The following is a 13436-nucleotide window of genomic DNA, read 5'->3' as shown; positions in this document are numbered from 1 at the left end:
TCTTTTGTAAGAAAGTGTGTTGTAGTTAATGGAATCTATAGTTAAAGGTAAAGTAAAAATATATAGTACAGCAATAACTGCAATCGTTTTATTGATTTTAGGAATTATCATTAGTGTCTCTGTAGGGGTAGCAGATGTCAATCTATTAATGGTTTTGAAGTCCTTCTTCGAAACCAATCCATCAAAAGATCAATTAATTATTCAGACCCTTCGATTGCCCCGAGCTATCATCGGAGCATTAGTTGGTGCTAATTTAGCCGTAGCAGGTGCTCTTATGCAGGCGATTACTCGAAATTCATTAGCTTCCCCACAAGTATTTGGTGTGAATGCAGGTGCTTCATTGTTTATTGTCACTGCTTTCGCCCTCTTTCCTGCTCTCTCTTCCCCATCGCTCGTTTTCTCTGCTTTTATCGGGGCAGCTATAGGAGGAATAACAGTCTATTCCTTTGCTTCTGGAGGAGGAATGACACATGTAAAACTGGCGTTAGCTGGAATGGCCGTACATTTTCTTTTGTCCTCTTTAACTCAAGGAATCATTATTTTTAGTGAGCAGGCAAAGGATGTTCTGTATTGGCTAGTGGGGTCAATTAATGGAAAATCATGGACACATGTTATGATCATTCTTCCATGGTCTATTTCTGGGCTATTCATTGCCTTATTACTTTCTCGATCTATTTCTATACTTGTCCTAGGAGAAAGCACCGCCCAAGGTCTCGGACAACAAGTAAATCGCATCCGTATTCTAGCTGGCATACTGGTCATTATTTTGGCTGGCTCCTCTGTAGCTGTCGCAGGTCCAATAGGCTTTGTAGGATTAATTGTTCCTCATATTGTTAGGAGAATGCTAGGAGGAGATTATCAAAGAATCATTCCATTCTCTGCACTTTTTGGGACTATACTTTTAGTTTACGCAGATATTCTCGCTCGATTTATCGCTTACCCTTTTGAATCGCCAGTTGGAATTGTTACAGCAATCATTGGGGCACCATTCTTCCTTTATTTAGCAAGGAAAGGAAGGCATATTAAACAATGAATAATAGACAACAGTTTAGGCAAAAACAACATTTTCATCCTAATCTTATTCTTCCTGTGCTTTTAATCATCATCTTCATTTTATCAATAGTAAGTCTAGGTTTAGGAGCTATTTACATTACACCATCAGAAATCATTCGCAATTTAATTGGGGAAGGAACACAAAGTCAAAGATTCATACTAAACAATTATCGTATTCCTCGTATTATAATCGCTATCATCGTAGGAGCTGGACTAGCAACAGCTGGAGCAATTTTGCAAGGAATTCTCCGTAATCCATTAGCCTCTCCAGATGTAATCGGCGTTACGAAAGGGGCTGGTTTAGCAGCCGTTATCATCATTGTTCTATTCCCAACGTCACCTATTATTTTTCTTCCCCTTTCAGCTTTTATTGGAGCAGCTATCATTGCTGCCATTCTAATGCTGTTTGTTTATAAAAAAGGTGCTCAGCCAAATACGTTGGCTTTAGTGGGAATAGCTTTAGGAGCAATATGTCAAGCAGGGATAGAATATTTAATGATTAAGTTTCCAGATGATGTAAGCATGACTCTTTTATGGTTGACTGGAAGTCTTTGGGCAAGAGGATGGGACCAAGTGTATCTTTTGCTGCCATGCCTCATTCTTATCCCAATACTATTTGGATTAACTGCTAAATTAGATATTTTGAGCCTTGGTGATGATATAGCTACAGGTCTTGGAGAACGCTCAAAATTTTTGCGATATATTTTACTAAGCGTTTCCGTTATTTTAATTGGCGTATGTGTTGCCACAGTAGGTTCTATCGGATTTATTGGTTTAATCGCTCCTCATATTGCCAGAAGAATTGTAGGATCTAAATTTAACGTTTTACTTCCTGCTTCTGCGCTCTTCGGTGCTATCCTTCTCTTAGTCGCTGATAGCCTAGGTAGAGGTCTATTTCCTCCAATAGAAATACCTGCTGGTATCATTACAGCAGTGATTGGTGCACCATATTTTTTATATTTATTACGTGCTGAACGAAAAAAAGCATAAGAAAGGTGAACATTTATGACAACATTATCAGCCGAGCATCTTTCACTGTCCTATGGATCAACTCAAATCCTTGATGATATAAATTTAGTCATTCCTGAAGGTAAGATTAGTGTTATTATTGGGTCGAATGGTTGCGGCAAATCAACTATTTTGCGCTCCTTAGCTAGATTATTAACACCTCAAGAAGGAATAGTCTATTTAGATGGAAAAGCCATTCATCAGCAATCTTCTAAAGAAATTGCAAAGAAATTGGCTATTTTACCTCAAGGTCCAGAAGCTCCGGAAGATATAACTGTTAAAGATCTTTGTTATTATGGTAGACATCCACATAAAGGTTTATTGTCTAGACAAACGCTGGAAGATGATGCGATTGTAAACCGTGCGTTAATGGCCACCAAAATGACCGATTTTGTAGATCGTACATTGGATGAGCTATCTGGAGGGCAAAGGCAAAGGGCTTGGATTTCAATGGCTTTAGCACAAGACACAGATCTTTTATTATTAGATGAACCAACAACCTATTTAGATTTGGCTCATCAAATTGAAATACTAGAATTGTTACGCAATTTAAACGTAACTCATGGTCGAACAATTGTTATGGTTTTACATGATTTAAATCAGGCAGCACAATATGCTGACCACCTTATTAGCATTGTTAAAGGAAAAATTTTTCAAGAGGGGCCGCCTGAAAAAGTATTTACCAAAAGCATGATTAGAGAAGCATTTGGACTTGATTGCTATATTATTGAAAATCCTGTTGATCAAACACCACTGTGTATTCCTATCGGCTTATCATTAAGCTAGTACTAAGTACAAGGGACCGCTACTTTTAAGATGTAGCGGCCCCTTTATTTACGAATCCATATGAATACCCATTAATTGTTCATACATCCTACTTTGATTTTCTAGAAAAATAATCGTTTCTCTTCTATTTTTATAAAAATCATTCCACATATACATTTGAAGCGTTTTCTTCCATTTCTCAGTCTTCACCATTTTTTCGATTGTTGCATCCCAAAATTCAATTTCAGCATTTGACATGTTCGGAGGCCCCATCACTCCACGCCAATGTTCAAAAACTAAATCAATTCCTTGCTCAGCCCATGTCGGAACCTCTGGTAACTCCTTTAATCTTTTTTCAGAAGAAATCACTAGTAATTTTATTTGATTTGATTCAGCATATTTTTTCGCCTCTGATAAAGACATCGTGGCAACATCGATTTGTTTTTTTAATAATGCCTCCACCACTTGTTCACTATTTTCATAAACATAAAAGTCGAGCTGTTCCGTTTTCAGCCCAACCTGTTGACTAGCTAATACAAAGGAAAGTTGATCATCATTTCCAAGCCTTGGGGAAACACCGATTTTATAAGCATGCGGATCTTTCTTGAGATCGTCCATTAACTGTTTAGCACTGGATATTTTCGAACCTTTTGAAACAATGGTAACTTCCCATTCAGTCGCTAAGGTGGCAATTGGTGTAAAGTCTTTATACGTTAATTTACTTTGACCCAATAAATAATTAGTGATAAGTAGACTTGAATTAATGGCTATTACTGAATCTGTTTGATCCTTTGTATATTTCCAGCCTAATTCCCCGCCAACACCGACTTTATTAATAACAGAAATATTCTGATTCATCAAATTTTCACTTATCAATATATCTTGCATAGCCCTAGCTGTTACATCCCATCCCCCACCAATTGAGCTAGGTGCAATAATCGTTACCTCTTTTGTGATTGGTTCCTCGATTTTAAATTCATTTGTAGAGCAAGTAAAGAGAATTATCATGAACAGTAGGAATAACATGAGTTGTTTCTTCTTCATTCGTTAGACCTTTATCATAAATTTACAGTGTTTTGTCATATTAGGTAATACTTCCTTTCAGGTCTTCCGACAATTCCATAATCATGTTTAGCTGTACAGACGTTGATTGAAACCAAATACTCTAGGTATCTTCTTGCCGTTGTTCTAGATGCCCCCATCTTTTCCCCCATTTCCTCAATTGAAACGCCACCTTTAAGCTCAAACATTATTTCTTTGACTTTTTGCAAGGTTAAACGATCCACCCCTGAAGGAAGGTCCTTTTGATTCATCACAGTTTGGACAGAAGTGCCAAAGAAACTATCAATAATTGACTGATCGATTTCATCCCTACTATTAAAGAGCTCTTTTTTCCTTTTATATTCCTCGATGATTTCAATAAACTTTTCCATTGTTACCGGCTTTAAAAGATAGTGGAAAACGCCAAAACGCATAGCCTTTTCTAGCATAGCTTTTTCAGTTGCTGCCGTAACCATAATAATATCTACATTTGGATAGTCTCCCCTTATTTTCTGAAGTAAATCAGTTCCAAGCTCATCGGGCATATAAATATCTAATAGAAGTAAATCAACTTCTTCTTGCTCAAGCAGGTTCAATGTTTCTTTAGCATTTAACGCCTTCCCAACCAAGCTTACATCAGATACTCTCTTCAAAAATCCCTCTTGTATTTGTGCAATTCGAAAGTCATCCTCTGCAATCACAACTTTTATCACTTTACTTCTCTCCTCATATGAAAGCCTTTTTTGGCAGGTATACTGTAAAAATGGCGCCTCCACTCTTATCATTATGCACTTCAATTGTGCCCCTTAATGACTCCACAATTCGTTTAACATTGAATAAGCCATATCCCCTATTCTCCCCTTTAGAAGAATAGCCCAAAGTGAATATGGTATCTATTTGTTCCTCTGACAACCCTTTTCCGTTGTCTGTTACTTCTATTATGATGTCATTGCCAAAGCCAGTAATTGAAAACAATACCTTCTTACTTTGTTGATTAGTGACCGCATCAAAGGCATTATCAATGAGATTTCCGATAATTGTAATAATATCTGTTACCTCAATATTGCTTGGCAAAGGATCGACATGACTATCAGGATCAATTTCTAATGTTATTTTCTTTTCAGAAGCTTTCCCGAGTTTCCCTAACAAAATTGCTTGCACATTAGCATCATGAATTTGATTAAATAATATTTGATTTCTATGTTGATAAGTGATTGACTCCTTTTGAATAAAATCAAAAGCATCCTTATATCGTTCTAATTGGAGCAAACCAGATATTAAATATAATTTATTGGTGTATTCGTGAGTTTGCGCTCGTAAGCCTTCTGAATAAGCCCTAACCTCTGATATAGTATTGATTAAATTCTTTAATTCAGTCTTATCACGGAAACTAGATACAGCCCCCATAATTTGATTGTTTTTTATAATAGGAATAACGTTAAAGATAAAAACGATATCATTCAAGAGAATCTCAACATTGTGCATCGTTTTTCCTGTTTGCAAAACCTCTTCAATTTTTGAATTCTTTAGAACGTCATTGATATGCTGACCAATTAATCTTTCTTCATTAAGATTCATCATTTTCTTAGCCGAATGATTGATTAATGTTAACAATCCATTTTGATCAATCGCAAGAATTCCTTCTTTAATAGACAAAAGAATTGCGCTTCTTTCTAGGTATAGCGATGAAATCTCGTGTGGTTCTAAACCTAAGGTATCCTTTCTAATACTTTTTGTTAGAAAAATACCACCTATGATACCGAGCATTAGTATCACAATAGAGGCAATGACAATGGTCTTAATTCTACTAATAATATTTCGATAAATGTCTGTTTCCAAAAACTCTACCGAAACGACTCCAATTATGCGCTGGAAATCACCATAGTCAGCCATTATTGGCACTTTCCCCATAATAACGGAGCCACTGCTTCGCTCAACTTCAAAAATATTTGAGCCTCCAAATAGCAGTGCTAGATCATTGGTATCATCTAAACCACTTTCTTCAATATCATTTTCTACATGAGAATAAATGATCTTATCACGATTTTCAATGATAATATTTGCTGCGTTTACCTGATCTATCACTTGCTCAGCGATAGGACGAAATTGAGTTTCTAAGTCCTCTTGTTCAATTGCATCTCTTAATTCAGGCATAAGTGAAATCGATTTTGCCGCTTGTAATGCTAATTGTTCTACTTGATTTCTAGTATCTACTGCTTGTAAATAAGCAAAGACACTTGCAAGCAGCGTAATAATGAGAAGTATAAGGGAACTAATTAACCCTAGTATTTTCGTTTTTAATGTAATCCTTTTATTTTTAAACATCGTATTTAACCCTTCTAAATTAGAGAGACAGAATTATATTGAATGAAGAAAATAGTAGATAACTCTCGTAATGAAATTTAGCTTATGAATATCCCATCTTATTGTACTTTACAACCACTATTTTATACATCTTTTCAAGCACCCCTTAGGATATGGTGAATGCTCACATTTAAACAAAGATGATACAGTTAGTTCGCTCATTTCTGTCATCCATTCTTTCGAAATCGCTTACTGTATAAGCATTAAATAATCCCCACCGTTCATAATTAAATGGGGATTGAATTCTCTTTAGATTTCTACCAGTAGAAGAAGTTATTTATATAGTAATATGATTTACCCTGCTCATAAAATTAATGTTGTATTCCTTAGTTTCCCTCGTACGAAAGATAAAACAAACAGCATCTTCAACTACCATGCACTGTTCCTTGAAGTGCATTTCTTTACATTCAAAACATCTTCGTTTGCTATCTCCTTAATAGTCACATCATTTTACTTATGTTGGTGTTAAAGGATGTATTTTTTAGTCTGTTCTGCATTTTGAATTTTTTCAATTTTATTATTAAATCTACAGTGGATAAGATGATAAAGTAGATTTAGCAACAACCATATACCGCCAATTATAAACAAATTCGTTTGAAACGGTATATAATCACCCGTTTTTATCGAGAGGCTTTTTTGTATGAACTGACAAACTATAACACTTAATGAAACCATAATGATAAATGCCACATTTAAAAGAGGTTTATAAATACTGATTAACATTTTGTTAATGGACTTTGCAGAATACCCTAACCTATTTAAAATAAGAATATTTCTTGTGCAATCTTGAAAATTTAGCAGTATGACAAGATAAAGAAGCAAACAGCCAATCATACATCCTAATAGTTGATTTATCACTGCACTTATTTTATTTGAAACATTATTTTTTTGTAAATAAGCTAAACGTTCCTTTTCTGTTATTATTGATTTATTCTCATACTGTTTAGGAACAGTGTTTGAAAGTATTCCGTTATAGCTTGACTCTTTTATGGATAACATACTTGCTAATTGCGGTTCTGAAAGATAAATAGTCTTATTCTCTGCATTTCCCACAATAGCAGCAACTTTTAGTTTATAGATTTTATGTTTAATATTTACTTCAATATAATCATTTTGTCGTATTCCATAGAGTTCAGATAAAGCTTCATTTATATACACCTCTTTTTCTTTAGGTAAGAAAAGCTCCTTGTGATCTAATGTATAAAATTGAAACAAATTTGGTTTTTTATGAAATCCTATTGCTTGTTGATTAATTTCATTTCCTTTCCATGAAATCTTCACATTACTTCTTAAATAGAAAGTACTATCTTCTTCTAGTGGATGATACGGCTGATAATTTTCAAACTGAATATCATATTTATAGGACCTACCAAGTGTCTGGGTTTCATAAATATATTGACTGCTGAAATGAAGTGACATGCTCATAATCCATAAAACTGTAAAACAGCCTACTGACAGGAATAGTAAAGACACTGCTAATGGCTTACGTAAAGCTATGCGAAATGAGCGCCGATATTTGATTGGAACTGCATTGGATAGTTTATTGCTAATGAAAACTATCCATTTATTTTGGTGTTCTTCAGGGAAATTACATAATAATGAGGAAATATCAAATTTTAAAAACTTATAGTATGGCACTATTGCCATGATTCCCGATAATACAACAATAAATAGGAAACCTATTGCTAAATTTGAAGGGAAAATTCCCTTTTGAAGTGATTCAATATCAAAAGATGAACGATATAATTGTAATAATACATCTGAGCAAATCCATCCCAATATGAAGCCTACTATAAAGGCAATAAAAGAAAGACTACTATTAATGAAAAACATAACTGCGATTATTTGTTTATTTGAACATCCGAAAGCCTTATAGCAACCAATTTCTTTCAGATGATTACGGTAATATTTAAAAAAAAACATATAAAATGCAAAGGCTGCAATTACAGAAAAAATGATTAAAAAAGTAGCTGCTAAAATTTGATTAGAATGCAATGCAATCAATAGCTCTTTTTGCGAACTATTAATAAATATCCCATTTGCTTTATTGTAAGCCAAATGTTTTAGATTCCCATCTATAGATACTTGAACAAAAAAGTACATAAATGAGCCTAAACAGCTCAGAAAAAATAACACAGACATAGTCGCTTTTTCACATAGTAAACTCTTGAAAATTTGTTTAAACACCCTACTCATTATAGAATCTCCGTGGAGAAGTATTTAAATAATCGTCCTCAATAAGACCGTCCTTCATGACAATAATACGGTCTGCCACTGTGGAAATTTTGAGGTTATGTGTAGAAAAAATAATGAGTGTACCATAGGTTTTATTTAATTCCTTTAAATAGTCCACAACTTGTTTGCTGTTATGCTCATCCAATGCTCCTGTTGCTTCATCACAAAACAAAATTTCAGGATTTTTAATCATTGCACGTGCGATAGAAACTCGTTGTTGCTGACCACCAGATAATTCATTGGGAAATCGATCTGCTAATGTTTCGATCCCTAGCCTTGCTATAAGTTCACGGAATTCTAAATCTTGAGCATTCCCTGTTTTCCCTAATTCAATATTCTCCCGTACCGTTAATTCCGACAATAGTAAATAGTCTTGGAAAATATTACTGAAATTATAGCGTCTGAATTGAATCATCTCTTTTTGTTCCGCATGAGAAATATCTAAATCTTTATAATAAACATTTCCTCTTGTTGGCTTCATTAGTCCTGACATGATATTGATGAGTGTTGATTTCCCACAACCACTTTGTCCGAGTATCACATTAAACGTATGGGCAAAAAATGAAAGGTTAATTTCTTGTAAAACTGTATCAAAATCATTAAATTTTTTGCTTATATTTTGTAATTTTAAAACAGCTTCCATTTACCAATCTCCTTTTTAGTTAGTAAAAAAGCCAATATTATCAGTTGTTCCTAAACCTTTATTGATCAATTCTTCATAGGCTGTTATTTTATATGGAATGGTTTCTGGATCCCAATGAAATAAATCTTTATCTAAATAAAAATTTGATAGTGTCAATAACATTTCAGCTATTTCTAAGGGATAATTTGTGTAAAAAATTTTTTCCTCCACTCCCTGTTCAATGATTTCTGCAAAATACGGAGCAAGATATTTAGTTAGACCTATCATCAGTTTTTGATGGAATACAGCATTTTCAGGTTGATTCATCATTCGATCTTGCTCTTTATTTTGATGAAAAAGAGAAATACTATTTTGAACTGCCATTTTAAGTCTTACATCTGCGGACAATGTCTTATTATCCATCGTCTTTATTTCCACTACCGCATTTTCAACAAACAATTTAACAGCTTCATCTACACATTCTTCTTTTGACTGAAAATAATGATAAAAGGCTCCTCTTGATATGCCCAATTCCTTTATGATTATCGGAAGTGTCATTTTTTCATAACCATATTGCAGAAGAACCTCCCAAATTCGAATTAAAATGTCGTTTTTTTTATGTTCATAGTTTTTATTTGTCCTTGCCATCATAAACCCCCTATAAATAAACCGACCAACGGTTTATTTATATATTTCCATATTTTTCTTATGAAGTCAAGGAAATTGGCATAAAAAATTTAGAAATATCAAGGAGATGAAATGAAGAACTTTAAACTTTACCTTTCCTCCATATTCTTTTGTTGAAGTAATTATTTTGTAATCAACACTTCGATGCTTATCGAAATCTTTATATTTTACAATGAGTTATGACAGCGAAAATATTTAGTAGGAGGAACTTAAAATGACAATAACAAAGCAAATACCAAATACAAAAATGATAAATCCTAAAATTTTATATTATGGATTTCCTGTAATTTTACTGAGTACATTAAATGAGGATGGAACAGTGAATATTAGCCCTTTGTCATCTTCTTGGGCATTAGGAGACTGTATTGTCTTAGGTATTGGCCTTGGTGGAAAAGCAATAGAAAATTTAGAACGACATCCTGAATGTGTCATTAATATTCCTGAACCCTCTCTATGGGAAAATGTGGAGCAGTTAGCTCCTTACACAGGAAAAAAACCAGTTCCAGATTTTAAGAAACAAATTGGTTTTACATATAGAAAAGAGAAATTTGATATTTGTGGATTCACACCTATTAATTCTACAACGGTCATTCCTACTCGGATTATGGAGTGTCCCATTCAAATCGAGGCAAAGGTAAAACATATTCGTATCCCAGATTATTCTCCTACTTTTGCAATTGTTGAGACACAAACGATACATGTACATGCTCATGAGGAAATTATTATTGAAGAAAATCATATTGATCCAAATAAATGGAGCCCACTTATTTATAATTTTCGGCATTATTTTGGTCTGGGAAGCAAGCTAGGTAACAACTTCCGTTCAGAGATCTAAACATAATCAAGTTGTACTAGATAGAAGCTAATCTACAAGCAAGTAGTTGGACGTAAATTGGCTAGCGCTATTTCTATTTATGTCATTACAGAGCTGTTCCCCATGATTTTTGCCATGAGCCTCCTGATGATGGTTTCAGCGTTATCGTTACACCTTTCAGAACCTTTTTGAACACTTCTAATACTGCATAAAAAAGGCCAGGTACTCATATGAGCGCCTGGTTATTCGTTTCAAGAACTTTATTTAATTGGCTTCAAAATAGATACTGGCTGTTCATACGCACAAAATAATTAACTACAATAAATATATTACACTTGATCGGAGGCACTTAGTTGGCTCACCCTAATTTCCCCAATCGAGATAGGCGCTTACTGACCATTAATATAAGATAAAATAAAGGATCTTTCTCAGTACCTTCACTGTACTTCCTTCATAAATTCTCTGAAGCCTTCAACGATTTCTTTTGCTTTGGTACGATATAAATAATGATCCCCTTCAAATGTCATCACTTTCCCATTTATAGAATCTTCTATTTGTTTTTTATGCTCTGGTATCCATCTGTCAGTTACTGGATGATTTTCTTGTATAAAGAAAATCACAGGGAGATTTTTTGGGAAGGATCTATTTTCAGCTGCTTTAAAATTTTCATACATCATTTCAGCTTCATTTAACTGGCTTGGGTTATACATGTTTTTGTGTTTAAGAATTCTCAATTGTTCTTTTGTTTTATCATCATATGGTAGTACGGCGTATGGGTCATCCCCTAGCTTTACTTGCAATCTCGCTAAACCCGATTTTTTAAGTAGTTTTATAGTTCTTATTATAGAAGAATCAATCTTTTTCTCGCTTATCGTTGGAACACTGCTATCAAGCCCGACAAATGCACTCACCTCTTCTGGATATTTGTTCACATAATCCAATCCGTAAAGGCCTGAAATGGAGTGTCCCATCAGAATATAACGTTCAATATGAAGACGCTGTAAAGCTTCATGTATTTCACTAACAATATTCTCTGTGCTACGTTCTTTTTCAATTAGATCACTTAACCCATAACCAAAAGGCTCGATGACAACCACTTTGTAAAATGGAGATAATTCATCTACTAGAAATTTAAAATCAAGTGCTGGTGCCGCTGTTCCATAACCAGGTAAAAGCACAACGGTTTCTTCGCCTTCTCCTTGAATGAAGACATTCATCGTTTTCCCGTCCACTGCTACAGACTGCCCATAAGTTTCTATTTTTCCTTGCTCTATTTTAGAGCAGACAATATTCACTAGGAAAACAATCGCTAAAAAAAGTATGATGGCTACAGCAAAAACAGCTATTAATTTACTTAAAATGATGATCATTTTTTTCATTATGTTTGCACGATAGTATAGAACGGTAAGCGATCACCGTTTTCTCCTTTGCTCTCGTGCCACACCTCCCTTTCGTTATCTCTATGTGGATTCCGGCTACTTTCATAAACCGTTAAGGATAGCTTATACAACGAAGGTGTACTGCTTATGACAACAATATGAACGGAGTATGAACAAAAAAATTTACAGCGTTGCATAAAAGGTGTAATTGAATCTACTAAGGAGGACGTTAAATTCGTATCAGAAAACCCAATTGTTATCACATTGCTTGATTGTCATGAAAAAAGGATCTTCAAATCGAAGACCCTTTCGCTACTTCTTTGCTGGATTTTTTGTACTTAGTTTTGACGCTACTTAACAATCCATCTTTATCTAGCAATGTTGGTAAGCTTATACCGACAACGATCGTGACGATACCTGCTATTTGCAAAATGGTAACCGTTTCGCTTAATAGGATAACAGATACCATCACGGCGATTGGCAATTCAACAGCACTCAATATAGAGGACATACCTAATCCAACTTTAGGAACTGCAATAGTGAATAAGAAAACGGGGATAATCATGCCAAATAACCCTAATGCCAATCCATAAATCCAAAGCCCCTCATTAAACAAAGTACCATTCCAAATAATTTCTGGAGACTGAAAAGCCGCCGTAATCATAAAAGCAAAGAAAGAAACCAATACTAAACGGTTAGAGGTTGTCATACTTGCAGTTGCCTTACCGTTCACATATAAAAATAAAGAGTAACAAAGAGCAGCTGCTAATCCCCATAACCATCCCTGCAAAGGTATTTGGGATAAATCAACATCAATTATTCCAGCAGCTGGTATGGTTCCAGCTACCAATATAATTAAAGAGATTAATTCAATTCTGCTTGGAAATTGCCGTTTTGTAATACAAGAGATCAACATACCGATCCATGTAAATTGAAACAGTAGTACTACTGCCAAGGAAGCTGGCAAAAAGTTCAAAGAATGACCATATAAAATATTTGTTAACCCAGTTAAGATACCTGCAAATAGAAGGATTTTAACACCTTTAAAGCTAAATTTTGACCTGTTTGTAACTAAGCTGATACATACTGCTATACAGAAGCCGACAAAAAACTGACTTGTCACTGCCTCTGATACAGAAAAGCCACTACGCATTGCCAGTTTTATGATAGTTGAAACGATTCCAAAACTACTAGCTGCAATAATGACTAATAGGGGATAAAGATACATTTTGCTAATTCACTTCCCTCTTAAAACTTGTATATAAATTAAATTTCGATTATGATTTTGAGATTTTGAAAAAAAATCATAATCTCCAATATAAATCACTGATTGTTATTTTACAATCTTTTTTTCGGCAATAATGGTTTACAAACCGAGTTTTTCAGTGAAAAAAGAAAAATTTTGGAAATATTAAAAAAGCCAAACCCAGATGTATCAAGGGTTTGGCTTCTATCCATGATATTTCAT

The 13436-nt window shown here is 34.4% G+C and carries 12 protein-coding genes; 4 read left to right on the top strand and 8 right to left on the bottom strand.

Going from position 1 to position 13436, the window contains the following annotated elements; all coding sequences use genetic code 11:
- Positions 1-28: 28 nt before the first annotated feature.
- From MKY46_RS06750 to MKY46_RS06740, 3 genes are read left to right on the top strand one after another with little or no spacing between them, the layout of a single operon-like run.
- A complete protein-coding gene (locus MKY46_RS06750; RefSeq protein WP_051891748.1) occupies positions 29-1033 on the top strand; it encodes a FecCD family ABC transporter permease in 1005 nt (334 codons plus the stop codon).
- Positions 1030-2043 carry a FecCD family ABC transporter permease gene (locus tag MKY46_RS06745; RefSeq protein ID WP_340833869.1) on the top strand — a complete coding sequence of 338 codons (1014 nt, stop codon included), beginning with the start codon at positions 1030-1032 and terminating at the stop codon, positions 2041-2043. The genes MKY46_RS06750 and MKY46_RS06745 overlap by 4 nt, the downstream gene beginning before the upstream one ends.
- A 15-nt stretch (positions 2044-2058) precedes the next feature.
- Positions 2059-2847, top strand: coding sequence for an ABC transporter ATP-binding protein (locus MKY46_RS06740; RefSeq protein WP_058843328.1), 789 nt, complete (start codon positions 2059-2061; stop codon positions 2845-2847).
- A 48-nt stretch (positions 2848-2895) separates the two neighbouring features.
- Here MKY46_RS06740 and MKY46_RS06735 read toward each other — a convergent pair whose 3' ends face one another.
- The 6 genes from MKY46_RS06735 to MKY46_RS06710 form a co-directional block, all read right to left on the bottom strand.
- Positions 2896-3870: a tripartite tricarboxylate transporter substrate binding protein gene (locus tag MKY46_RS06735; RefSeq protein ID WP_036124911.1), complete on the bottom strand. Its 975-nt coding sequence runs from the start codon at positions 3868-3870 to the stop codon at positions 2896-2898.
- A 35-nt stretch (positions 3871-3905) separates the two neighbouring features.
- Positions 3906-4580 carry a response regulator gene (locus tag MKY46_RS06730; RefSeq protein WP_058843327.1) on the bottom strand — a complete coding sequence of 225 codons (675 nt, stop codon included), beginning with the start codon at positions 4578-4580 and terminating at the stop codon, positions 3906-3908.
- 13 nt (positions 4581-4593) lie between these two features.
- Positions 4594-6192, bottom strand: coding sequence for a sensor histidine kinase (locus tag MKY46_RS06725; protein ID WP_340833868.1), 1599 nt, complete (start codon positions 6190-6192; stop codon positions 4594-4596).
- A 504-nt stretch (positions 6193-6696) separates the two neighbouring features.
- On the bottom strand, positions 6697-8427 hold the full coding sequence (locus MKY46_RS06720; protein ID WP_340833867.1) for an ABC transporter permease: 1731 nt from the start codon (positions 8425-8427) through the stop codon (positions 6697-6699).
- Positions 8420-9109 (bottom strand): ABC transporter ATP-binding protein, encoded by a 690-nt coding sequence (locus MKY46_RS06715; protein WP_058843325.1) that lies wholly within the window; start codon positions 9107-9109, stop codon positions 8420-8422. Before MKY46_RS06715 ends, MKY46_RS06720 begins: the two co-directional genes overlap by 8 nt.
- A 15-nt stretch (positions 9110-9124) precedes the next feature.
- The gene (locus MKY46_RS06710; protein WP_058843324.1) at positions 9125-9736 is read right to left on the bottom strand and encodes a TetR/AcrR family transcriptional regulator; all 612 of its coding nucleotides are present in this window, start codon (positions 9734-9736) and stop codon (positions 9125-9127) included.
- A gap of 253 nt (positions 9737-9989) precedes the next feature.
- Here MKY46_RS06710 and MKY46_RS06705 point away from each other — a divergent pair, with 253 nt between their 5' ends.
- On the top strand, positions 9990-10610 hold the full coding sequence (locus tag MKY46_RS06705) for a flavin reductase family protein (protein ID WP_340833866.1): 621 nt from the start codon (positions 9990-9992) through the stop codon (positions 10608-10610).
- 416 nt (positions 10611-11026) lie between these two features.
- Here MKY46_RS06705 and MKY46_RS06700 read toward each other — a convergent pair whose 3' ends face one another.
- Positions 11027-11968 carry an alpha/beta fold hydrolase gene (locus MKY46_RS06700; protein ID WP_197412987.1) on the bottom strand — a complete coding sequence of 314 codons (942 nt, stop codon included), beginning with the start codon at positions 11966-11968 and terminating at the stop codon, positions 11027-11029.
- 292 nt (positions 11969-12260) lie between these two features.
- Entirely contained in the window at positions 12261-13196 is a 936-nt protein-coding gene (locus MKY46_RS06695) for an EamA family transporter (RefSeq protein WP_058843321.1), read from the bottom strand.
- Positions 13197-13436 lie beyond the last annotated feature (240 nt).

This window comes from Lysinibacillus sp. FSL M8-0355 (genome assembly GCF_038008985.1).
In the GTDB taxonomy this organism is placed as follows: Bacteria; Bacillota; Bacilli; order Bacillales_A; family Planococcaceae; genus Lysinibacillus; species Lysinibacillus fusiformis_D.
This window is presented reverse-complemented; position numbering and strand designations above follow the sequence as displayed.

Bases quoted from the DNA above. Each gene is read 5' to 3' on its own strand.
- MKY46_RS06750 (WP_051891748.1), top strand. From the start codon at position 29: ATGGAATCTATAGTTAAAGGTAAAGTAAAAATATATAGTACAGCAATA.
- MKY46_RS06745 (WP_340833869.1), top strand. From the start codon at position 1,030: ATGAATAATAGACAACAGTTTAGGCAAAAACAACATTTTCATCCTAAT.
- MKY46_RS06740 (WP_058843328.1), top strand. From the start codon at position 2,059: ATGACAACATTATCAGCCGAGCATCTTTCACTGTCCTATGGATCAACT.
- MKY46_RS06735 (WP_036124911.1), bottom strand. From the start codon at position 3,870: ATGAAGAAGAAACAACTCATGTTATTCCTACTGTTCATGATAATTCTC.
- MKY46_RS06725 (WP_340833868.1), bottom strand. From the start codon at position 6,192: ATGTTTAAAAATAAAAGGATTACATTAAAAACGAAAATACTAGGGTTA.
- MKY46_RS06720 (WP_340833867.1), bottom strand. From the start codon at position 8,427: ATGAGTAGGGTGTTTAAACAAATTTTCAAGAGTTTACTATGTGAAAAA.
- MKY46_RS06715 (WP_058843325.1), bottom strand. From the start codon at position 9,109: ATGGAAGCTGTTTTAAAATTACAAAATATAAGCAAAAAATTTAATGAT.
- MKY46_RS06710 (WP_058843324.1), bottom strand. From the start codon at position 9,736: ATGGCAAGGACAAATAAAAACTATGAACATAAAAAAAACGACATTTTA.
- MKY46_RS06705 (WP_340833866.1), top strand. From the start codon at position 9,990: ATGACAATAACAAAGCAAATACCAAATACAAAAATGATAAATCCTAAA.
- MKY46_RS06700 (WP_197412987.1), bottom strand. From the start codon at position 11,968: ATGAAAAAAATGATCATCATTTTAAGTAAATTAATAGCTGTTTTTGCT.
- MKY46_RS06695 (WP_058843321.1), bottom strand. From the start codon at position 13,196: ATGTATCTTTATCCCCTATTAGTCATTATTGCAGCTAGTAGTTTTGGA.